Below are 19,646 nucleotides of genomic sequence, written 5' to 3' on the forward strand. Positions count from 1 at the left end.
CTTGGGCGCACGCCGTGGCGTGGCCTTTAGTAGCGGTAATGATCGGCCTTGTAGGGGCCTTCGATGGGCACGCCGATGTAGGCCGCCTGCTCAGGCGTGAGCACCGTGAGCTGGGCATTAAGCTTTTTGAGCTGCAGCCGCGCGACCTTTTCGTCCAGATGCTTGGGCAGGGTATAGACGCCCACCGGGTATTTGTCCGTGTGGTTGTAGAGCTCGATCTGGGCGAGTGTCTGGTTGGCAAACGATGAGCTCATGACATAGCTGGGGTGCCCCGTGGCGCAGCCCAGGTTCACCAGCCGCCCCTTGGCGAGCAGGATGATGCGCTTGCCGTCCGGGAAGATGACGTGGTCCACCTGGGGCTTGATTTCCTCCCACCGGTATTGCTCGAGACTCGCAACGTCGATCTCGTTGTCGAAGTGGCCGATGTTGCAGACGATGGCGTTGTGCTTCATTCGCGCCATGTGATCGTGGGTGATCACGTGGTAATTGCCGGTGGCGGTGACGAAGATGTCGGCCTTGTCGCAGGCATAATCCATGGTCACCACGCGAAAGCCTTCCATGGCGGCCTGGAGGGCGCAAATGGGGTCGATTTCGGTGACCCAGACCTGGGCGGAAAGCGCGCGCAGCGCCTGGGCGCTGCCCTTGCCCACGTCGCCATAGCCACACACGACGGCGATCTTGCCGGCGATCATGACGTCGGTGGCGCGCTTGATGCCGTCCACCAGGGACTCCCGGCAGCCGTAGAGGTTGTCGAATTTGGACTTGGTCACGGAATCGTTGACGTTGATGGCGGGGAACTTGAGCTCGCCTTTCGCGTGCATTTGATACAGCCGGTGCACGCCGGTGGTGGTTTCCTCGGTCACACCCTTGATGTGCCGGATGCGGCTGGAATACCAGGTGGGATCTTGCTTGAGCCGCTCGCGAATGGCGGCGAACAGGACGCGCTCTTCTTCAGAGCCGGGATGGTCGAGCACGCTCGGGTCCTGCTCGGCGCGCGTGCCCAGATGCAGAAGCAGCGTGGCATCGCCCCCATCGTCCAGGATCATGTTGCTTACGCCGCCATCGGGCCACTCGAAGATGCGGTGGGTGAACTGCCAGTAGTCCTCGAGGGATTCGCCCTTGTAGGCAAACACCGGAATGCCCCGCGCAGCAATCGCGGCGGCGGCGTGATCCTGGGTGGAGAAGATGTTGCAGGACGCCCAGCGCACCTTCGCACCCAGGGCGGTGAGGGTCTCGATCAGCACCGCGGTCTGGATGGTCATGTGCAGGCTGCCGGATATGCGCGCGCCCTTCAAGGGCTGGGCGGCGGCGTACTCCTCGCGGATGGCCATGAGCGCGGGCATCTCGCTTTCGGCAATGGCGATTTCCTTGCGGCCCCAGTCCGCCAGCGAAAGGTCGGCGACTTTGAAATCGGTGAAGTTGGCAGGTGCGTTCATTACGGTCTCCTGAAAATGAACGGGCGCCGTTGTTTCCCTCGAACGCCCAGCCGAGCCTGGCCCGCCCGATGGCGGGTCGCAGCGCCCCTCGGCGGGCGATCAACAGTTCTGTCGGGCCATCGCGGCTCAAGCCGCGGCCACAGCACATCCTCCCACAATGGCCACTGGCAGGGGCAAGGGTTGGCGTTGTGGGCCCTCACCCCCACCCCCTCTCCCAGGGGGGAGAGGGGAGGCCCTCACCCCCGGCCCCTCTCCCAGGGGGAGAGGGGAGGCCCTCACCCCCGGCCCCTCTCCCACGGGGAGAGGGGCGGCCCTCACCCCCGACCCCTCTCCCAGGGGGAGAGGGGAGGCCCCTCACCCCCGACCCCTCTCCCGGAGGGAGAGGGGGATTGGGGCTGAAGTTGCACCCATAGGGCCTAGCGGCATTGTGGGAGGGGCTTTACCCTCGCATCCGCTCACAGCCCCGCGTCGGCGCGTAGCGCCGCCGCCTTGTCTGTGTTTTCCCAGGTGAATTCTGGTTCGTCGCGCCCGAAGTGGCCATAGGTCGCAGTGCGCGTGTAGATGGGCCGCAGTAGATCGAGGGCCTGGATGATCCCCTTGGGGCGCAGGTCGAAGTGTTTTTCGATCAGTTTGACAATGCGCTCATCGGGAATCTTGCCGGTGCCGAAGGTGTTGACCATGAGGGACACCGGCTTGGCCACGCCGATGGCATACGCCACCTGCACCTGGCATTTGCGGGCAAGCCCCGCGGCGACGATGTTCTTGGCGACGTAGCGGCCAGCATAGGCCGCAGAGCGGTCCACCTTGGAGGGGTCCTTGCCGGAGAAGGCGCCGCCACCGTGGGGCGCCGCGCCGCCGTAGGTATCGACGATGATCTTGCGGCCGGTGAGCCCGGTGTCGCCATGGGGGCCGCCGATGACGAAGCGGCCGGTGGGATTGACCAAGTAGCGCGTGTCCTTGCGCATCGCTTCCGGAATGACGGGTTTGACGATTTCTTCGATCACCGCTTCGGTGAGCACGGCGTGGGAGACTTCGGGATGGTGTTGGGTGGAGATCACCACGGTGTCCACGGCGCTGGGCTTGCCGTCCACGTAGCGGATGGTCACCTGGGACTTGGCGTCGGGACGCAGCCACGGCAGCCGTCCATCCTTGCGCAGCTCGGCCTGGCGCTCCATGAGACGATGGGCGTAGTAGATGGGCATGGGCATGAGCTGCGGTGTTTCATCGCAGGCGAAACCGAACATGAGGCCCTGGTCGCCTGCACCCTGGTCCAGGAAGAGGCCTTCGCCTTCGTTCACGCCAATGGCGATGTCCTGGGACTGCTTGTGGATGGTGGTCATCACCGCCGCAGTCTCGTAGTCGAAACCGATGGCCGGATCGTCGTAGCCGATGCGCTTGATGGTTTCCCGCGCGATCTGGCCGTAGTCGAGCACCGCGCCGGTGGTGATCTCCCCCGCCACCACGCACAGGTTGGTGGTGACCAGGGTCTCGCAGGCTACGCGGGAATGGGGGTCCTGGGTTAAGATGGCATCCAAAATCGCGTCGGATATCTGGTCGGCCACCTTGTCCGGATGGCCCTCGGACACCGATTCGGAAGTGAACAGAAAATCGCTCATTTTTCGGTTTTTCTCTGGAAGTTCGCAAGAATTCAGCAGGATACCACATTGCCTACGCTCGCCCAAGGCGAGCGCCGTCCATGGCCGTGTTGATGCGGCTGGCCGCGCGTATGCCCCTGTGGGCGGCGCATGCCGTGGGCGCGCTGTTGGGGTGGCTGGTGTACGCGGCCTCGCCCAGTTACCGCCGCCGTTTCCGTGACCATCTCGCCGCGAGCAGACTGGCGCCGGATGAGGCAGCCTTGCGCCGGCTGCGTCGTGCGGCCATCGCCCATGCGGGCAAGGCCATGATGGAGCTGGCCGTGATCTGGGGACGCCCCTTGCCGGAGGTGGTGGCATGGGTGCGGTGCGAGGGTTGGCAGTACGTGGAGGCGGCGCTCGCCGAAGGACGTGGCCTCATCTTGCTCACCCCCCATCTGGGCTGCTTCGAGGTGGCGGCCCTCTATGCCGCGCAACGCATCCCCCTCACCGTGCTCTACCGGCCGCCGAAATTGCGCTGGTTGGCTAGCCCCATGGCGAAGGGGCGCGCCCGCGGCGGAATGAAGCTTGCGCCCACCGATGTCACGGGCGTGCGCCGCTTGTTTGCGGCATTGAAACGGGGTGAGGCGGTGGGGCTGCTGCCGGATCAGGTGCCGGGCGCAGGCGAAGGGGTGTGGGCGCCGTTCTTTGGACGGCCGGCCTACACCATGACGCTGGTGAGTAAGCTGGCGGTGAAAACGGGCGCGCCGGTGCTTCTGGCGGTGGCGCGGCGGCTGCCCCGCGGGCGCGGCTACCATCTTTCGCTGCGTCCTCTGCCATTCCCCTTCACCGGCGAGAAGGTGCAGGATGCCGGGCTCGTCAACGCGGCCATCGAGAGCCTGGTGCGCGAATGCCCCGAGCAGTACCTGTGGAGTTACAACCGTTACAAGCGGCCGCGGGGCGCGAGGCCGGCCTGATGATCGCACGGTTTGGCATTTTCCTCGTCTGGCTTACGCATTTCCTGCCGCTTGCCCTACTCAATCCCCTCGGCCAGGGGGTGGGGCTTTTGTTTTACGCGCTGGGGCGCGAACGGCGACGGGTGGCGCGCATCAACATCGGCCTGTGCTTTCCCGCGCTTTCCCGGGCCGAGCGGGAACGGCTGGTGCGCCGCCATTTCCGCGCCTTCGGTCGCAGCTTCCTGGAGCGGGGCATACTGTGGTGGTCGTCACCGCGCCGCATCCGGCGTCTGGTGCGCCTGGAAGGCGTGGAGCACTGGCAGGCGGTGCGTGGCCGCCCGCTCATTTGGTTTGCGCCCCATTTCGTGGGACTGGATATGGGTGGGGCGCGGCTGGCGTTGGAGGCGAACGCGGCGTCCATCTACAGCGCGCAGAAGAATCCGGTGTTCGACCGGCTTTTGCTCAAGGGCCGCACCCGCTTCAACGAGCAGCGCCTGTTCTCGCGCCAGGATGGCGTGCGCGAAGTGGTGAAGGTGATCCGGCAAGGCGTGCCGTTCTATTATTTGCCGGACATGGACTTTGGCCCGCGTGATTCCATCTTCGTGCCGTTCTTCGACGTGCCTGCAGCGACCATCACTGGGCTTGCACGCCTGGCGAAGCTGGGGCAGGCCGTGGTGCTGCCGGTGGTCACCCGGCAGCTTCCCGGTGGACAGGGCTATGTGCTGCGTTTCTATCCACCCTGGGAGAATTTCCCGAGCAACGACGTGCTCGCCGACACACGGCGCATGAATGCCTTCATCGAGGACCGCGTGCGGGAGATGCCGGAGCAATACTTTTGGCTGCACAAGCGCTTCAAGACACGGCCCCCGGGCGAGCCGCGACTCTACTGAGAGGCACCATGCAACGCGTTCCTGAACCGGAACTGATGGAGGACCCAAAGCAAGCGCGGGCCTATGCCGAGGCGGATTTCGCCGAACCGCATCAGGCCTTCGTGGAGCATTTCCGGCTTCGCTTTCCCAACTTCCACGGCGGCCGCGTGCTCGATTTGGGCTGCGGGCCGGCGGATGTCACCGTGCGCTTCGCTCGGGCTTTTCCCCACACGCGCATCACCGCCGTCGATGGCAGCGCCGCCATGCTGGAACTGGCGCGCCAGCGCCTCGCGGCGGAGGCTCTCACGGCGCGCATCGAGCTTGTGCACCTTCGGCTGCCCGCGCCGTTGGCAGGCCGTTACGACGCCGTGATCTCCAATAGCCTGTTACACCATCTGGCCGACCCATCGGTATTGTGGAAGACCCTGCGCGCCACAGCGCGGCCGGGCGCCTGCGTGCTGGTGATGGATTTGATGCGACCCGACTGCATCGAGGAAGCAGAGCGCCTGGTCGCCTGTTATGCGGCCGATGCGCCGGCCGTGCTGCGCAGGGATTTCTTCAACTCGTTGCTCGCCGCCTATCAGCCACGGGAAGTGGCCGACCAGCTCGCCAAAGCGGGACTAGCGCACTTCCAGGTGGAGCCGGTGAGCGATCGGCATTGGCTCGCCTGGGGCCGGCTAGCCGATGGGGGGAATGCGTCATGACCTTCGTCAATCCACCGCCCGAGGCGATTCGCGAGTTGCTCAAACGGGTGAAGACCATCGCCGTGGTGGGGCTCTCCCCCAAGCCGGACCGGCCCAGCCATCAGGTGGCGCGCGCGCTCAAGCGCTTTGGCTACCACATCATCCCGGTCCGCCCAGGCGTGACGGAAATCCTGGGCGAGAAGGCCTATGCCCGTCTGGCCGATGTGCCGGAAACCATCGATCTGGTGGATGTGTTTCGTGCGCCAGCGCAACTGGATGCCATCGTGGACGAGTGCATCCGCCTGAAGATTCCCGCGCTGTGGATCCAGGAGGGCATCGTCAACGAGGCCGCCGCCCAGCGAGCGCGTGAGGCCGGCCTCATCGTTGTGATGGACCGCTGCCTGTACAAGGACTATGTGGCGAACCTCTAGGCGCGTGGTCGCGGCCCTGTGTGTGGTGGCCTTGGGGCTGACCCGGGCACAGGCGCATGGCGACGACCTGGAACAAGGGCAGGCCGCCTATCGCGCCGGCGATTACGCCCAGGCCTTCGTCATGCTCGCACCGCTGGCGGAGCAGGGTGTGCACGAGGCGGAGTATGTGCTGGGGGAAATGTATCGCAAGGGCGCAGGCGTGGTGGCGGACCGGGCCGAGGCCGTGGGCTGGCTCACTCGCGCCGCCAGCGCGGGTTACGTGCCCGCGCAAATCGCCCTGGGTGAGCTCTTGCAAGCCGCAGGTGATGGCCAGGATCTGGAAGGCGCGCTCGCGTGGCTTAAGCGCGCGGCGGAGCATGGCGAAGCCGACGCCTGTTTCCGTCTGGGCCTTCATTACATTCGCGTGGCAGCCCATCGGGACTTTGCCGAAGCGGCCCAGTGGATGCGCCGCGCCGCGCTTAAGGGCCATGCCGAGGCCCAGTATTTTCTGGCGCGTCTATTGCTGGATGGGCGAGGCGTGGAGGCGGACGAGGCGCAGGCCCGTAGCTGGTTCGAGCAAGCGGCGCGCCAAGGCCACGGGCGCGCCCAGCGCTTCCTGGTGGTGCTGGCCCGGCCGGACACGCCCGACCGCGCCCTGGAACTACGCGAGTTGCGCCGGCATCTCGCCGCCGGCACGGTGCGGCTTAGCGGGGTGAGCACGGACCCCAGTTATGGCACACGGGAAAAGCCCATTCGCGCCGGTCGCGACTATGGCGCCCAGTGGGCCTACCTCAACGCGCTGCGCGGCCCGCGCGGTGAGGTGGTGCACTACCGCAGCCTCGGTCCCTGCTGCTTCTTCAACCACCCGGATGCGCCACGGGGCAAGGCCTTTCTCGACCGCTATGAAGTCCAATACCGGGGCGGCGCGCCCGCTATACTCTACTTCACCCTATTTTCCGACGAAGTTCGCCTGGAAGCGCCGGCGGGCTTCGATGTTGCGCCCTTTACCGCGGATGAATGAGCCCCGGCTCGAGCGCGGCTCAAGCCCTTGCCACAGGGGCTTCTGGGAGGGGCTTTGGCGTCGGTTCCATTGAGCTTCACGAAAGTCGTTGACAGGCTGCGCAAGTCAAACGTCATGCCCGCGCAAGCGGGAATCCAGACCCACGTGGCCAGGAGCCCTGGGGTCAGGCCTTTACTTTCGGAGCCCTGGGGTCAGGCCTTTACTTTCTACAATCGAGGGTCGAGGCTTAGCCACCGCCGCTTCCTGGATTCCGGGTCGCCTTCGGCGCTCGCACAAGTCCGGGGTCAGGCCTTTACTTTCTACAAGCGGAGCCCTGGGGTCAGGCCTTTACTTTCTACAATCGAGGGTCGAGGCTTAGCCCCCGCCGCTTCCTGGATTCCGGGTCGCCTTCGGCGCCCGGAATGACGGTGGAGGCGTCATTCCCGCCCCTGCGTCATTCCCGCGCAAGCGGGAATCCAGGGTATTCTTGGCCGTTTTCTGGGTCCCCGCTTTCGCAGGGACGACGTAAAGGTGTCACCGACTTACGTAACGCTCAATGGGTGGAGTGATGTCACGATCAAAAGCCATGCGCCTACGCTTTACCAAAATGCACGGCCTGGGCAACGATTTCGTCGTTTTCGACGCCATCCACCAGGACGTGAAGCTCAGCCGCGAGCAGTGTCGCTTCCTCGCCGACCGGCATTTCGGCGTAGGCTGCGACCAGATCCTCCTGGTGGAGCGGCCCACCGTGGCGGATGCCGATTTTCGCTATCGCATCTTCAACGCCGATGGCGGCGAGGTGGAGCAGTGCGGCAACGGTGCGCGCTGCTTCGTGCGCTTCGTCCACGACAAGGGGCTCACCGATAAGAAGCAAATCCGCGTCGAGACCAAGGCTGGCATCATCGTGCCGCGCCTGGAGGACGATGGCCAGGTGACGGTGGACATGGGTGTGCCCCGCTTCGAGCCCAAGGAGATCCCATTTCTCACCGACAAGCGCGCCTCCACCTATTTGCTGAGTGTGGGCGCGAAAATCGTCGAGGTGTCGGTGCTGTCCATGGGCAATCCACACGCGGTGCAAGTCGTGGATCAGGTGGAGACCGCACCGGTGGCCCACGATGGGCCGCTCATCGAGCATCACCCGAGTTTTCCCAATCGGGTCAATGCCGGCTTCATGGAAGTGGTAAGCCGGGATCACATCCGCCTGCGGGTGTGGGAACGGGGCGCAGGTGAGACGCTGGCCTGCGGCACGGGGGCGTGCGCCGCGGTCGTGGCCGGCATCACGCGTGGCCTGTTGGCGCATCGCGTGCGCGTCGCCACGCGTGGGGGTGAGCTCACCGTGCGCTGGGCGGGCGATAATCATCACGTGTTCATGACGGGGCCGGCGGTGACGGTGTTCGAGGGCGAGATCGAGCTGTGAAAGCGAAAGCGGGCGCGGCGCGCCAGCGCTTGCTTTATACTCGGCATTTTCAGGGACGGACCAGCAAAGGACCACGATGAAACTGGAAGCGGAAGACGTGGCGCGCTACCTTCGGGAACATCCGGAATTCTTCGAAACCCACGCGCACCTGCTCACCGAGATCAACATTCCCCATCCCCATGGCGGTCGCACCATCTCCCTTGCCGAGCGCCAGCTTCTGGCCTTGCGCGACAAGAATGCCCTGCTCGAATCCAAGCTGCGCGAGCTGATCCAGTTCGGCGAGGAAAACGATGCCCTCGGGGAACGGGTGCACCGCTTCAGTCTGGCCTTGCTCATGGCCAACAGTCTGGAAGCGACCTTGCACGCCATCCACTACAACCTGCGCGAGGATTTTGCTGTACCCCATGTCGCCATGCGCCTGTGGGAGGGCATGGAAAGTCACCCAGGTGTAACAGAGTTCTCCGGCACCAGTAAGGAACTGCGCGTGTATGCAGACAGCCTCGCCAATCCCGTTTGCGGCTCGCACGCCCTCTATGAGACGGGGACCTGGTTCGGCGAGGACAGTGCCCGCCTCAAGTCCTTCGCCATGGTGGCCCTGCGTGCGGAACATGCATTCGGCTTCCTGGTGCTGGCCAGCGAAGACCCGCAGCGGTTCTATCAAGGCATGGGCACGTTGTATCTCAAGCGGCTGGGGGAACTGATCAGCGTCGCCCTCAAGCGTTATCTTCCCAGTGAAACCCTCTGAGGCACACGCTGGCGCGGCGTCCCTGCTCGCCGGCTTCCTATCGCACCTGGCCCATGAGCGGCGGCTGTCGCCCCATACCGTCGCCGCCTATGGACGCGATGTCCGGCTGCTTATCGAGAAGGCGGGCTCCGTTCCCCTCGATGGGTTGAGCGTGCATCACATCCGCCGCTTCCTCGGCCAGCTCAGCGCCAGCGGCCTGTCGGGCAAGTCCGCCGCGCGCATCCTCTCCGCGTGGCGCACTTTCTTCCGTTGGCTGGCGCGCGATCATGGTTTTGGCTGCAATCCCTGCGATGGTTTGCGTGCGCCGAAAGCGGAGAAGAAATTGCCGGCGGCGCTGTCGCCGGACCGTGCTGGCCGCCTCATGCAGGTGGAGGGCGACACGCCACTGGCCCTGCGCGACCAGGCGTTGCTGGAGCTACTCTATTCCTCGGGGCTCAGGCTGTCCGAGCTCACGGGCCTTGCCGTGCAGGACGTGGATTTCCAAAGTGGCGAGGTGCGGGTCACCGGCAAGGGCGCCAAGACGCGGGTGGTGCCGGTGGGGCGCTTCGCCCTCGAGGCGCTGCGCCGCTGGCTGGCGGTGCGCGCCCAATGGGCGGCTTCCGATGTGGCCGCTCTGTTCGTCAGCCGGCGGGGTCGGCCCATGAGTCCGCGCACGGTGCAGCTGCGCGTGGAATACTGGGCGAAGCGCTTGGGCCTGGGTCAGCACGTGCATCCCCACATGTTGCGCCATTCCTTCGCTTCCCACCTGCTGCAATCCAGCGGCGATCTGCGCGCGGTGCAGGAGATGTTGGGACATGCCAACATTTCCACCACCCAGGTCTATACCCATCTCGATTGGCAGCACCTGGCGAAGGTGTACGATGCCACGCATCCGCGCGCCAGGAAGAACACCAAACCCTAAGCGGCAGCAATTGGGGCTTACGCCCCGCCCACAGGGGTTGTGGGCGGCGCTTTAGCGGCGCGCCTGGGGCGCAAACCATCAGCCATCTATCGAGCTTTACGAAAGTCGTTGACAGGCCGCGTAAGTGAAACGTCATGGCCGCGCAAGCGGGAATCCCAAGTGTTCTTGGCCATTTTCCTGGGTTCGCGCTTTCGCGGGGACGACACAGCAATGCCACCTAGTTCACGTAACGCTCAATAGGTAACACGCAGTCGATGGTAACGCCGCCATGACCCGACTCATCCTCAAACCAGGCCGCGACAAGTCCTTGCGGCGCCGTCACCCTTGGATCTTTTCCGGGGCGGTGGCGCGCGTGGTGGGCAGCGTGCGGCCTGGGGATACCGTCGCGGTGGAGGATGACCGTGGCGCCTTCCTGGCGTGGGCCGCCTACAATCCCCGCTCCCAGATTTGCGCCCGGGTCTGGAGCTTCGATGCCAGGGAGGAGGTGGATGAAGCCTTCTTTTACCGCCGTGTTACTGCGGCCTTGGCGGCCCGGGATCATCCGGATCTGGATCCCAACTTCTGCCGCGTGATCCATGGTGAAGCCGATGGCTTGCCGGGGGTGATCGCCGATCGCTATGGCGATACGGTCGTCGTGCAACTTAGCACCGCCGGCGCGGACGCCTGGCGCGAGACTATTGCCGATGCGCTCATGGCGCTGCCGGGCGTGGCCCGTGTGTTCGAGCGTTCCGACCTGGACGTGCGCGCGCTGGAAGGGCTTGCCCCACGCGTCGGCGTGTTGCGCGGTGATGCGCCACCGGAGGCGATCGAGATTGTCGAAGCGGGCGTGCGTTTCCTGGTGGACGTGCACCGTGGGCACAAGACCGGCTTCTATCTGGACCAGCGGGTCAACCGGCAGGCAGTGGGTCGGTTGGCGCAGGGGCGACGCGTGCTCAATTGTTTTTGCTACACCGGTGGCTTTACGCTGCATGCCCTGGCGCAGGGGGCGACCCACGTCACCTCCATCGATAGCGCCGGCGAGGCACTGGCCTGGGGCCAGCGCCAGCTGGCACTCAATGGTTTCGATGCCGCGCGCGTGGAATGGGTGGAAGGCGACGTCTTCCGTATGCTGCGCGCCTATCGAGATGCCGGGCGACGTTTCGACCTCATCGTGCTGGATCCGCCCAAGTTCGCGCCCACTGCGGCCCAGGTCGAAAAAGCCGCGCGGGGTTACAAGGACATCAACTGGTTGGCTTTGCGTCTGCTGGCGCCGGGTGGGTGGCTAGCGACCTTCTCCTGCTCGGGCGGTGTCTCCGAAGCGCTGTTCCAGAAAATCGTCGCCGGTGCCGCGCTCGATGCGGGCGTGGAAGCAAGCATCGTCGCGCGCTTCCACCAAAGTCCCGACCACCCGGTGCGGCTATCGTTTCCGGAGGGTGGGTATCTGAAAGGATTGCTATGTCGAGTCCCCTGAAGCTACCGTTGTCTGCCCGCGCCTGGGGTCGCGAGGACTTCCTCACCGTGCTGCAAAGAGAGTTGGAAGCCCTGCCGCCTGAGGCGTTGCCACTTAATGAAGGCCTTAGCGGGACCAGTCATCTGGCGCCCGAACCTCACCAGGTGCGTGTGATCCGGGTGGAGGGCACGGACAACGTGGTGCGGGCACGGGTGGGCGTGTTCTATGCTGGCATCCTCGCCGGCTGTAGCTGTGCAGATGATCCCACACCGGTGGAGCCGCAGCCGGAATACTGCGAGCTCGATTTGCTGCTGGAACTGGCAAGCGGCCACGCCCAGCTTACGCTGCGCGGGGACTGAACCGGCCGTGGCCTACGCCCAGCCGCCACGGGGACACTGTTTTCTGTGGGAATCCAGCGTCTTGTGCTCGACCCACCACGCTGCTATTGAGCGTGACGCAAGTCGTTGCCAGGCTGCGTAAGTCAAACGTCATTGCCGCGAAAGCGGGAATCCAGTGTATTCTTCGCCATTTTCCAGGGTCAGCGCTTTCGCGGGGACGACACAAGACTGTTGCCTACTCACGTAACGCGCAATAGTATGAGCCGCTTGCCCAACGGGGGTTACGTGCGCCGCATCTGGCTGTCTTTGCTACTCGCAGCTGCGCTGCTGTTCGCGCAGCAGGGTGGGTTCGTCCATGCCTTGAGTCACTTGCATGGCAGCCGGGCGCCGGCGGAGAAGCAGCTGCCCCATTCGCCGGCCTGCGAGCAATGCGTGGCGCACGCGCCTCTGGGTGCGGGGCTTACGCCGCAGCCGCTCCTGTTCGCGCCTGCTTCACCCGTGCCGCTGGCCGTGCCTGCGCCGGCGCAGGGCTTTTCTCCGCGCTTCTTCACTGCCACCCGTTCCCGCGCGCCACCCGTCCTTGCCTGAAGTGGTTTCGGTGGCCGAGCCCGATGCCGGGCTCGGCCGTGAACAGCTTCTTTGCGAGGAGGGATTATGTTCCTGCGTCATTGCATCGCAGGCGGCCTTCTGGCCGCCTTGCCCGCATTCGCCTGGGCGGCGGATGCCGACATCGCCGCGCTGCGCGCGGAAATTGAAGCCCTGCGCAGTCAGTACGAGGCGCGCATCGCGGCACTGGAGGCGAAACTTGCCCAAGCCGAGCGTGAGCGCGCGTCCGTGGGGGCGCAGCCCAGCCCCAGCAACACCGCCACGGCCTTCAATCCGGCGATCTCTTTGATTCTCTCGGGCACCTACGCCAATCTGCAGCGCGATCCGGCGAGCTGCCGGTTGGATGGGTTCGTGCCCAGCGGCGGCGAGGTGGGGCCGCCGCCGCGCAGTTTCAGTCTGGGCGAGTCCGAACTCGTGCTGGCCGCCAACATCGATCCGTATTTGCGAGGGGAATTCATGCTCGCCGCCGCCCCCGATAATTCGATCGCGGTGGAGAACGCCTATCTGCAGACGCTGGCTCTGCCCAAGGGCTTCACGCTCAAGGCTGGGCGCTTCTACTCCGGCATTGGCTACATCAACGAGCAACACGCCCATGCCTGGGACTTCGTGGATGCACCCCTGGCGCAGCAGGCCTTCCTGGGCGGGCAATATGCCCAAGACGGGGTGCAGCTGAAGTGGCTCGCTCCCACGGAGACTTTCCTGGAGCTGGGTGCGGAGGTCGGCCGCGGCCAAAATTTCCCGGGAGCGGAACGTAACAAGAACGGGGTCGGGGCGTGGTCGCTGGGGGCGCGCATCGGTGGCGACGTGGGGGTGAGCCACGCCTGGCTGGCGGGCCTGTCCTATCTGCAGACGCGGCCGCGGGACCGGCAGTTCCAGACAGATGACGCCAGCGGCAACCTCGTCACCAACACCTTCGCGGGCCGCTCCAATCTGTGGCTTGCCAGTCTGGTGTGGAAGTGGGCGCCGGCGGGTAACCCAAGCGTCCGCCACTTCAAGTTCCAGTCGGAGTATTACCGTGCCGGAAGCGAAGGCAGTCTCACCTACGACCTGGGAGGCTCGAACGAGTTTACTGATGGCTTTCGCAGTGTGCAGTCCGGCTGGTATGCGCAAGGCGTCTATCAATTCATGCCACGCTGGCGGGTGGGGCTTCGTTACGACCGGCTGCATGCGGGGACGCTGGATGCGGGTGCCAACACCGGCCAACTGCCTCTCCTCGCTGCCTACGATCCCCATCGCGCCAGCATGATGGTGGATTACAGCCCGTCGGAATACAGTCGCTTCCGCTTGCAGTTTTCCCGCGACGCCGCGCGGCGGGACGTGACGGACAACCAGGTCTTTTTGCAGTACGTGCTCTCGCTGGGGGCGCATGGCGCCCATGCCTTTTGAATCGCGGCCATTCTGGTTGCGAGCGTTACAAGATCGCGGACGGCCTGCGTGTGGACCGTGATACCCGCTCGCGCGGACGAGGGAAAGGTCTCGCGCAGGGACGTCTGCCTCGATAGTGGAGATTTGCCATGCTGAAAAAACTGTTCGCGTTTTGCTTGTTGCTGTTGGCGCTGCCCGCTCAGGCGGCGCTGGAGGTCTTTGCCTGCGAGCCAGAATGGGCTGCGCTGGCGCGGGAAATCGGGGGCGATCAGGTGCATGCCTACGAGGCGACCACGGCGCTCCAGGATCCCCATCGCATCCAGGCCCGTCCCAGCCTCATCGCCCGCGCCCGCGCGGCCGATCTGGTGGTGTGCACGGGCGCCGATCTGGAAGTGGGATGGTTGCCACTGGTGCTGCGCCAGGCGGCCAATCCCAAGGTGCAACCGGGACGGCGGGGCTACTTCGAGGCCGCCACCGCCGTGCGGTTGCTCGAGGTGCCGCTGCGGGTGGATCGCGCCGAGGGCGACGTGCATCCCGCGGGCAATCCCCATATCCAGCTCGACCCCCGCAACCTGCTACGGGTGGCGGAGGCGCTCGCCGCGCGCATGGGTGAACTGGACCCGGCCAACGAAGCCCGTTATCGGGCGCGGCTCGAGGACTTCAGGGGGCGCTTTCAGGCGGCGATCGCGCGCTGGGAGAAGCAGGCCGCGCCGCTCAGGAACATGCCGGTGGTGGTGCATCACAAGGTGTTCGAATACCTCTTCCATTGGCTAGGCTTGAAGGAAGTCGCGGTGCTGGAACCCAAGCCCGGCATCGAGCCCTCCGCCGCCCATCTCGCCGCGGTGCTGGAGGCCTTGCGGCGCGAGCCCGCGCGAATGGTGCTGCGCGCAAGTTACCAGGATGAGCGCGCCTCGGTGTGGCTAGCCGAGCGCGCAGGCATTCCCGCCGTCGCCTTGCCAGCCACCGTGGGCGGTACGCCGCAAGCGCGCGATCTATACACGCTGTTCGATGACATTCTGAACCGCCTGTTGGCGGCGCAGGCGGCGCGATGAATACCCTGGATCCCAGCTTGCTTGCGCCCGCCTTCGTGGCCGGCCTGTTGGTGCTCGTCACCCACGTGCCCCTGGGGCTGCAGGTGCTGGCGCGGGGCATCGTCTTCATCGACCTGGCCATCGCCCAGCTCGCGGCGCTGGGCGTGCTGGGAGCGGAACTGGCGGGCTGGGAAGCCCATGGCCTGGCCATGCAACTGGTCGCGGTGGGCGCCGCCCTCCTGGGGGGATTCGTCCTGACCCAAGCGGAAAGACGCTGGCCCGAGGTGCAGGAAGCGCTGATCGGCGTGCTATTCGTGCTGGCGGCGAGCGCAGGCATTCTGCTGGTGGTCCACAATCCCCACGGCGGGGAGCATTTGCAGGATATGCTGGCCGGCCAGATCCTGTGGGTGGGCTGGTCCCAGGTGGCAGCCCTGGCGGGGGTCACCGCCGTGCTCGCAGGCGTACTTTATCTTGGCCGCCGCAGTCGGGCCCGCTTCCTGTTCTATGGCGTGTTCGGCTGCGCGGTCACGGCGTCGGTGCAGATGGTGGGGGTGTATTTGGTGTTCGCCAGCCTGATCGTGCCGGCGCTGGCCGTGCGTCACCTGCCTAAGGCGCGTGCCGTGCCCCTGGGCCTGGCGTGCGGTGCGGCGGGCTACGCCCTAGGCTTGGCCGCCTCGGCCCTGTGGGATCTGCCCGCGGGGGCGGTGATCGTCTGGGCGCTGGCCGCGTGCGCCCTGGCGCTCGCCTGGCGCCTGCGGCGCTGACGGGTGGAGGCATTCTGCTGGCATGATCGCGATTGCCGCGCCCTTGGCCCCTATGTCACAATCCCGCGATACAGTCAGTCGTGCCAGGGGCGGAAAGAAGACGCTATGACCCTCAAGCTGTCCATCCCAGCGCTTTCCCGGCCTTCGGGCATCGTGCTGGAGACGCGACCCCGGCAGGTGAAGGAATGGCTGGAAGCCCTGCCCTTGGCCAACGGCTTCGAGGCTGCGCGCAAGCTGACGGATGCCCTGGTGGCGAGCCGGGGCGTGCGGCTTTCCGAAGAGGCGCGCCTGCGCTTTCTCGGCCAATATCGTCAGACCATCCATGCCCTGTTGCCCGCGCTACGTCAGGAATATGAGGGGCGACCCCTTCCCCTGGGCGGGCGGCCCAAACAGGCGGCCCAGCTGGCGCGGGAACTCGTGAGCGAGCTCACCAATGGCTACAAGCTTACGCTGATGGAACTCGCCCAGCGGCGCATCGTGCTGGGTGGACAGAAACTGGTGCCCCTTGCCGCTGCGCGCATCGTCGAGGGTCTGGGGGAACTGCTCGACATCTGTTACGAAACCTATGCGCCCACGCCCGCGGGGCTGTGGGCCGAGCTTAACCAGGTGTACTGGTATGCGGCGCGGGAGCAGCACCACGACACACCGCTGCCGTCCGAGGAAGGGGGCGGCAGCGTCAACGACAGCTACAAGCGCATCCTCCTCACCGCCCTGGCCGATCCCTACCGGCTCTTGCAGGGCCAGCTGGCGCGGGTGAAGGCCTATCTGGCCCGCACCGCCGGGTTGGCGCTGTTGCAACCCGTGGCAAAAGCGGACGTGCCTCACGGCTTGTTCCTGGTGCGGCTGGATGAGGACAGGCCGCCGCGGCCACTGGCTCAACACAGCGGCGCTACTGACGCCCGCAGCGACATCCTCCTCAACACGCTGCCCTTCGTGCGGCATCTGCACCAGCAGTTGCAAGCGGTGGAGGCGGGTCGGTCCGCCGCGGATGCGGGTCTGCCGGAAGCCGCCGATCCGGCCACGCGCGCCTTGTTGAAGCGCCTGCTGCCCCAGTGGGGGCTAGGCCCCAAGCGGGTGTTCCAGCGTTTGGCGGCAGATCAATCCGCCTACATCTGCACAGGGTTGTCCGCGCTCTACCATACCCTGGCGGGCACGAACGATCTGCTTGGCGCCGCGCGGCCCGAACAGGAAGAGGAAATGCAAATTACAGTGCAGTTGGCCCAGGCCGGCGACCGCACCGGTCAGCACGCCACCTACAACTGCGCCACTTGGCAAGTGGTCAATGAAAGCGCAGGCGGTGTGGCCCTGGTCAACGAGCCCCAGGGCGCGACTCGCATCCGGGTCGGCGATGTGATCGGCTTGCGCACCGGCCAAGGAGACTGGGGCATCGCCGCGGTGCGCTGGATCCAAACCGAAACCGGTGAGCGCCTCCATGTCGGGGCTCAGTTCGTCGCTCCCCGCGCCTTGCCCGTCGCGGTGCGACCCACCATCACCGCGGCGGATGCCCCCTATCAGCCGGCGCTGCTGCTGCCTGCGATGCCTACCCTGAAACAGCCAGAGCGGCTGCTCGCCACGCGCGGCACGTTTCATCCACGGCGGGAGCTGGAGCTGCGCAGCGCAGACGAAAGCCGCATCGTGCGCGCCGGCCAGCTTCTGGAACAGACCGACAGTTTCGAGATCTTCGCGTTCGAGTAGGACGCCGTGGCCCGCGTGGGGCGATTGCCTGCGGTAGGCTTTCGGACTTTCAGGAATGATGCCCGGCGGCGAGATCGGCCAGCGTGGCCGCCAGCACGCCCTCACCCGTTTCGGCCAGGGCGGCGAGGAAACGGGTGATGCCGGGATGGCGGCTGGACGTGGCCTTGGCATCCCAGACAAATAGCCGATGCACGTCGCGCAAGGCGATGTGTCCCGGCGCCCGCGCCAGCAGCCAGTCACCATTGTCGCTGCGGGCGACCAAACCGGCGGTGCGCAACGTGTCGAGCAGCGCCTCCGTTTCCTCGACATCGGCCGGGAGTCCTCGCCGCAAGGCCTCAAGTGTGCGCGTTTCGCCCTGCTCTTGGGCGGCGGCCAGCGCGAGCAGCAACTCCAGCGCGGCGACGAAATGCCAGCCGGGTTTGTGCCTAGTTGCCGTCGCGCCCGCCATCCAGGCGGGCAGGCTCGCGGTGATCACCGCGCCCGCCAGCACCACCAGCCAGGAGAGATAGACCCAGACGAGAAAGATGGGTAAGGCCGCGAAGGCGCCATAGACCAGGCGAAAGGTGGGAAAACTGGTGATGTACCAGGCGAAGCCCTTTTTCATGAGTTCGAAGGCAAGTCCTGCTGCCAGCCCACCTGCCAGCGCGTGCCGGAATGCCACCGACCGGTTGGGCACCAGCATGTAGAGCAGGGCGAAAGTGAGCGACATCAGCACGAGGGGCACCGGCCGCAGCAGGTACACGCCGATGAACGGGATGCGTTGTGTGTAACCCAAGGACAGGCTCACCAGATAGGACGTGATGGAAAGACTCGCACCCAGGAGCAGCGGCCCGACCGTAAGCACGGCCCAGTAGGTGACGAACCGCTGGGCGAGTCGCCGCGGCTGACGCACGCGCCAGATGGCGTTGAACGATTCCTCGATGGTGTGCATCAGCATCAAGGCGGTGAGCATGAGAAAGGCAATGCCCACCAGGGTGAGGCGCGCTGCCTTTTCCGAAAACTGCAGCATGTAAACGGTGATGATTCTGCCCGCGATCTCCGGCACCATGTGGGTGAGCAAGAAAATCTTCAGCGCGGTGATGATCTCCTCGAACACCGGGAAGGCCGCCAGCACCACCAGGGCCACGGTCACCAAGGGCACCAGGGCAAGCAGCGTGGTGTAGGCCAGCGCCGCGGCGGTCTGAGGGCAGCGATCCGCGAGGAAGCGCTGCAGGACGAAGCGCAGGAAAGCCGGACTGCGGCGCAGGACGCGCCACGGGGCGGGGCGGGCAGACATGGGGCGGACGGTAGCATCGCCTCTTCGCGAGCGTCAAGGTGAAGGCCGGCCGGTGGGAAATGGAGGATAATCGCCACGCCGAGTAAGCCATCGGAGGGGCCATGAATCCAGCAGAACGCGCGCGGCGCCTTGTGCGCCGCTGCCACACCGGCGTGATCGCCACCCATTCCCACGACATGCCGGGCTTTCCCTATGCGTCCTTCGTGGAATACGTGGCGGACCACCAGGGGCGGCCCGTGATGCTGATCAGTGCGCTGGCGGAACACACCCGCAACCTGCACTATCAAGCGCGTCTCAGTCTCGCCGCGGCCGAGGTGTGGCAGGGCTACGTGCTGGCTTCTCCGCGTTTTACCCTGGTAGGCGAGGCGCGCCTGGTGCCGGACGGCGAAATCGAGCAGTGCCGCGCGCGCTATTTGCGCTATCTGCCCCACGCGGCGGATTACCTCGCGCTGGATTTTGCCTTTTGGCGCCTCGAGCCGGTGCGGCTACGCAGCATCCCCGGCTTCGGCGCGGCGGTATGGGTGACCGCCGGCGATTATCTCGCCCTGGCAAGCCGGCTCGCGGAAGTGGAGGACGAAATCATCGCCCACATGAACCGGGAACACCGGGATGTGCTCAGCCGCTATGCGCGGCGAGCGGGCGTGGCGCCGCCGGGGGCGGTCAGCCTGGTGGGCATCGATTGCGATGGCTTCGATCTGCGCGTCGGGGACCGGCTATTGCGCATCGACTTTGCCCAGCCGGTATGGGATGCACAGGGCGTGCGCCAGGCGCTGGTGAACCTGGCGCAAGCTGATCGAGGTGGCTGATGAGGCTCGCTGTCGCCCACTACGGTGCCATCATCAGTCTCACCGCGCTCATTTTCCTCTGCCTGGGTTGGGAGCTCGTCTGGGCGCCGCTGCGCCCCGGCGGGTCGTTTTTCGTGCTCAAGGTGTTGCCGCTGCTTTTGCCCTTGTTCGGCATCCTGCGCGGCAGGCGTTACACCTACCAGTGGTCGGCCATGTTGATCCTGCTCTATTTCGCCGAGGGGATCGTGCGTGCCGCATCCGATGCGCCACCGGCCTCGCGCCTGGCCCTGCTGGAAGTTGCGCTTTCCTTGGTCTTCCTGTTTAGCGCCAGCGCCTATGCGCGGCTTGCCGCGCCCCGGCGCTGAAACC

The 19,646-nt window shown here is 65.7% G+C and carries 20 protein-coding genes and 1 riboswitch; of the genes, 17 read left to right on the forward strand and 3 right to left on the reverse strand.

Annotation, left to right across the window (positions count from 1 at the left end):
- Nucleotides 1-26: 26 nt before the first annotated feature.
- Entirely contained in the window at nt 27-1,436 is a 1,410-nt protein-coding gene (ahcY, locus tag V6E02_RS08995) for an adenosylhomocysteinase (RefSeq protein WP_347308455.1), read from the reverse strand.
- Nucleotides 1,437-1,450: 14 nt separating this feature from the next.
- Nucleotides 1,451-1,532: riboswitch (S-adenosyl-L-homocysteine riboswitch) on the reverse strand.
- Nucleotides 1,533-1,891: 359 nt separating this feature from the next.
- Nucleotides 1,892-3,052, reverse strand: a complete 1,161-nt coding sequence (gene metK / locus V6E02_RS09000; RefSeq protein WP_347308456.1) for a methionine adenosyltransferase — start codon at nt 3,050-3,052, stop codon at nt 1,892-1,894.
- An 80-nt stretch (nt 3,053-3,132) separates the two neighbouring features.
- On the opposite strand from metK, the gene V6E02_RS09005 reads away from it, so the two are divergent.
- The 15 genes from V6E02_RS09005 to V6E02_RS09075 all read left to right on the forward strand — a co-directional run bounded on the left by V6E02_RS09005 (nt 3,133) and on the right by V6E02_RS09075 (nt 17,216).
- Nucleotides 3,133-3,984, forward strand: coding sequence for a lysophospholipid acyltransferase family protein (locus V6E02_RS09005; RefSeq protein WP_347308457.1), 852 nt, complete (start codon nt 3,133-3,135; stop codon nt 3,982-3,984).
- Nucleotides 3,984-4,853 carry a lysophospholipid acyltransferase family protein gene (locus tag V6E02_RS09010; RefSeq protein WP_347308458.1) on the forward strand — a complete coding sequence of 290 codons (870 nt, stop codon included), beginning with the start codon at nt 3,984-3,986 and terminating at the stop codon, nt 4,851-4,853. The genes V6E02_RS09005 and V6E02_RS09010 overlap by 1 nt, the downstream gene beginning before the upstream one ends.
- Nucleotides 4,854-4,861: 8 nt before the next feature.
- Nucleotides 4,862-5,536 (forward strand): class I SAM-dependent methyltransferase, encoded by a 675-nt coding sequence (locus V6E02_RS09015; RefSeq protein WP_347308459.1) that lies wholly within the window; start codon nt 4,862-4,864, stop codon nt 5,534-5,536.
- Nucleotides 5,533-5,946 (forward strand): CoA-binding protein, encoded by a 414-nt coding sequence (locus V6E02_RS09020; protein WP_347308460.1) that lies wholly within the window; start codon nt 5,533-5,535, stop codon nt 5,944-5,946. The genes V6E02_RS09015 and V6E02_RS09020 overlap by 4 nt, the downstream gene beginning before the upstream one ends.
- Nucleotides 5,930-6,946, forward strand: coding sequence for a tetratricopeptide repeat protein (locus V6E02_RS09025; RefSeq protein WP_347308461.1), 1,017 nt, complete (start codon nt 5,930-5,932; stop codon nt 6,944-6,946). Before V6E02_RS09020 ends, V6E02_RS09025 begins: the two co-directional genes overlap by 17 nt.
- Nucleotides 6,947-7,511: 565 nt before the next feature.
- The gene (gene dapF, locus V6E02_RS09030; RefSeq protein WP_347308462.1) at nt 7,512-8,342 is read left to right on the forward strand and encodes a diaminopimelate epimerase; all 831 of its coding nucleotides are present in this window, start codon (nt 7,512-7,514) and stop codon (nt 8,340-8,342) included.
- 76 nt (nt 8,343-8,418) lie between these two features.
- On the forward strand, nt 8,419-9,087 hold the full coding sequence (locus V6E02_RS09035; protein WP_347308463.1) for a DUF484 family protein: 669 nt from the start codon (nt 8,419-8,421) through the stop codon (nt 9,085-9,087).
- The gene (xerC, locus tag V6E02_RS09040) at nt 9,074-9,988 is read left to right on the forward strand and encodes a tyrosine recombinase XerC (protein ID WP_347308464.1); all 915 of its coding nucleotides are present in this window, start codon (nt 9,074-9,076) and stop codon (nt 9,986-9,988) included. Before V6E02_RS09035 ends, xerC begins: the two co-directional genes overlap by 14 nt.
- Before the next feature lie 268 nt (nt 9,989-10,256).
- Nucleotides 10,257-11,438, forward strand: a complete 1,182-nt coding sequence (locus V6E02_RS09045) for a class I SAM-dependent rRNA methyltransferase (RefSeq protein ID WP_347308465.1) — start codon at nt 10,257-10,259, stop codon at nt 11,436-11,438.
- Nucleotides 11,423-11,776 carry a hypothetical protein gene (locus tag V6E02_RS09050; RefSeq protein WP_347308466.1) on the forward strand — a complete coding sequence of 118 codons (354 nt, stop codon included), beginning with the start codon at nt 11,423-11,425 and terminating at the stop codon, nt 11,774-11,776. Before V6E02_RS09045 ends, V6E02_RS09050 begins: the two co-directional genes overlap by 16 nt.
- A gap of 237 nt (nt 11,777-12,013) precedes the next feature.
- Complete coding sequence (locus V6E02_RS09055) at nt 12,014-12,343, forward strand: hypothetical protein (protein WP_347308467.1); 330 nt, start codon at nt 12,014-12,016, stop codon at nt 12,341-12,343.
- Nucleotides 12,344-12,409: 66 nt separating this feature from the next.
- The gene (locus V6E02_RS09060) at nt 12,410-13,747 is read left to right on the forward strand and encodes a TonB-dependent receptor (RefSeq protein ID WP_347308468.1); all 1,338 of its coding nucleotides are present in this window, start codon (nt 12,410-12,412) and stop codon (nt 13,745-13,747) included.
- 128 nt (nt 13,748-13,875) lie between these two features.
- Nucleotides 13,876-14,778 (forward strand): metal ABC transporter substrate-binding protein, encoded by a 903-nt coding sequence (locus V6E02_RS09065; RefSeq protein ID WP_347308469.1) that lies wholly within the window; start codon nt 13,876-13,878, stop codon nt 14,776-14,778.
- Nucleotides 14,775-15,521, forward strand: coding sequence for a metal ABC transporter permease (locus tag V6E02_RS09070; protein ID WP_347308470.1), 747 nt, complete (start codon nt 14,775-14,777; stop codon nt 15,519-15,521). Before V6E02_RS09065 ends, V6E02_RS09070 begins: the two co-directional genes overlap by 4 nt.
- A gap of 105 nt (nt 15,522-15,626) precedes the next feature.
- Entirely contained in the window at nt 15,627-17,216 is a 1,590-nt protein-coding gene (locus V6E02_RS09075; RefSeq protein WP_347308471.1) for a cyclic-di-GMP receptor FimW-related protein, read from the forward strand.
- 49 nt (nt 17,217-17,265) lie between these two features.
- Here the strand turns inward: V6E02_RS09075 and V6E02_RS09080 are convergent, their stop codons facing one another.
- Nucleotides 17,266-18,492 (reverse strand): YihY family inner membrane protein, encoded by a 1,227-nt coding sequence (locus V6E02_RS09080; protein ID WP_347308472.1) that lies wholly within the window; start codon nt 18,490-18,492, stop codon nt 17,266-17,268.
- 101 nt (nt 18,493-18,593) lie between these two features.
- Here V6E02_RS09080 and V6E02_RS09085 point away from each other — a divergent pair, with 101 nt between their 5' ends.
- Together V6E02_RS09085 and V6E02_RS09090 are read left to right on the forward strand one after the other, a co-directional pair.
- Nucleotides 18,594-19,298 carry a HugZ family pyridoxamine 5'-phosphate oxidase gene (locus V6E02_RS09085; RefSeq protein WP_347308473.1) on the forward strand — a complete coding sequence of 235 codons (705 nt, stop codon included), beginning with the start codon at nt 18,594-18,596 and terminating at the stop codon, nt 19,296-19,298.
- Nucleotides 19,298-19,642 carry a DUF2069 domain-containing protein gene (locus V6E02_RS09090; RefSeq protein ID WP_347308474.1) on the forward strand — a complete coding sequence of 115 codons (345 nt, stop codon included), beginning with the start codon at nt 19,298-19,300 and terminating at the stop codon, nt 19,640-19,642. The genes V6E02_RS09085 and V6E02_RS09090 overlap by 1 nt, the downstream gene beginning before the upstream one ends.
- Nucleotides 19,643-19,646: the final 4 nt, after the last annotated feature.

This window comes from Thiobacter sp. AK1 (assembly GCF_039822265.1).
In the GTDB taxonomy this organism is placed as follows: domain Bacteria; phylum Pseudomonadota; class Gammaproteobacteria; order Burkholderiales; family Thiobacteraceae; genus Thiobacter; species Thiobacter aerophilum.

What these genes read in the sequence shown, in the direction of transcription:
- V6E02_RS09020 (WP_347308460.1), top strand. Translation starts at nt 5,533, where the DNA reads ATGACCTTCGTCAATCCACCGCCCGAGGCGATTCGCGAGTTGCTCAAA.
- metK (WP_347308456.1), bottom strand. Translation starts at nt 3,052, where the DNA reads ATGAGCGATTTTCTGTTCACTTCCGAATCGGTGTCCGAGGGCCATCCG.
- V6E02_RS09085 (WP_347308473.1), top strand. Translation starts at nt 18,594, where the DNA reads ATGAATCCAGCAGAACGCGCGCGGCGCCTTGTGCGCCGCTGCCACACC.
- V6E02_RS09015 (WP_347308459.1), top strand. Translation starts at nt 4,862, where the DNA reads ATGCAACGCGTTCCTGAACCGGAACTGATGGAGGACCCAAAGCAAGCG.
- V6E02_RS09080 (WP_347308472.1), bottom strand. Translation starts at nt 18,492, where the DNA reads ATGTCTGCCCGCCCCGCCCCGTGGCGCGTCCTGCGCCGCAGTCCGGCT.
- V6E02_RS09010 (WP_347308458.1), top strand. Translation starts at nt 3,984, where the DNA reads ATGATCGCACGGTTTGGCATTTTCCTCGTCTGGCTTACGCATTTCCTG.
- ahcY (WP_347308455.1), bottom strand. Translation starts at nt 1,436, where the DNA reads ATGAACGCACCTGCCAACTTCACCGATTTCAAAGTCGCCGACCTTTCG.
- V6E02_RS09050 (WP_347308466.1), top strand. Translation starts at nt 11,423, where the DNA reads ATGTCGAGTCCCCTGAAGCTACCGTTGTCTGCCCGCGCCTGGGGTCGC.
- V6E02_RS09025 (WP_347308461.1), top strand. Translation starts at nt 5,930, where the DNA reads ATGTGGCGAACCTCTAGGCGCGTGGTCGCGGCCCTGTGTGTGGTGGCC.
- V6E02_RS09090 (WP_347308474.1), top strand. Translation starts at nt 19,298, where the DNA reads ATGAGGCTCGCTGTCGCCCACTACGGTGCCATCATCAGTCTCACCGCG.
- V6E02_RS09065 (WP_347308469.1), top strand. Translation starts at nt 13,876, where the DNA reads ATGCTGAAAAAACTGTTCGCGTTTTGCTTGTTGCTGTTGGCGCTGCCC.
- V6E02_RS09035 (WP_347308463.1), top strand. Translation starts at nt 8,419, where the DNA reads ATGAAACTGGAAGCGGAAGACGTGGCGCGCTACCTTCGGGAACATCCG.
- V6E02_RS09070 (WP_347308470.1), top strand. Translation starts at nt 14,775, where the DNA reads ATGAATACCCTGGATCCCAGCTTGCTTGCGCCCGCCTTCGTGGCCGGC.
- V6E02_RS09045 (WP_347308465.1), top strand. Translation starts at nt 10,257, where the DNA reads ATGACCCGACTCATCCTCAAACCAGGCCGCGACAAGTCCTTGCGGCGC.
- V6E02_RS09075 (WP_347308471.1), top strand. Translation starts at nt 15,627, where the DNA reads ATGACCCTCAAGCTGTCCATCCCAGCGCTTTCCCGGCCTTCGGGCATC.
- V6E02_RS09060 (WP_347308468.1), top strand. Translation starts at nt 12,410, where the DNA reads ATGTTCCTGCGTCATTGCATCGCAGGCGGCCTTCTGGCCGCCTTGCCC.
- V6E02_RS09005 (WP_347308457.1), top strand. Translation starts at nt 3,133, where the DNA reads ATGGCCGTGTTGATGCGGCTGGCCGCGCGTATGCCCCTGTGGGCGGCG.
- V6E02_RS09055 (WP_347308467.1), top strand. Translation starts at nt 12,014, where the DNA reads ATGAGCCGCTTGCCCAACGGGGGTTACGTGCGCCGCATCTGGCTGTCT.
- dapF (WP_347308462.1), top strand. Translation starts at nt 7,512, where the DNA reads ATGCGCCTACGCTTTACCAAAATGCACGGCCTGGGCAACGATTTCGTC.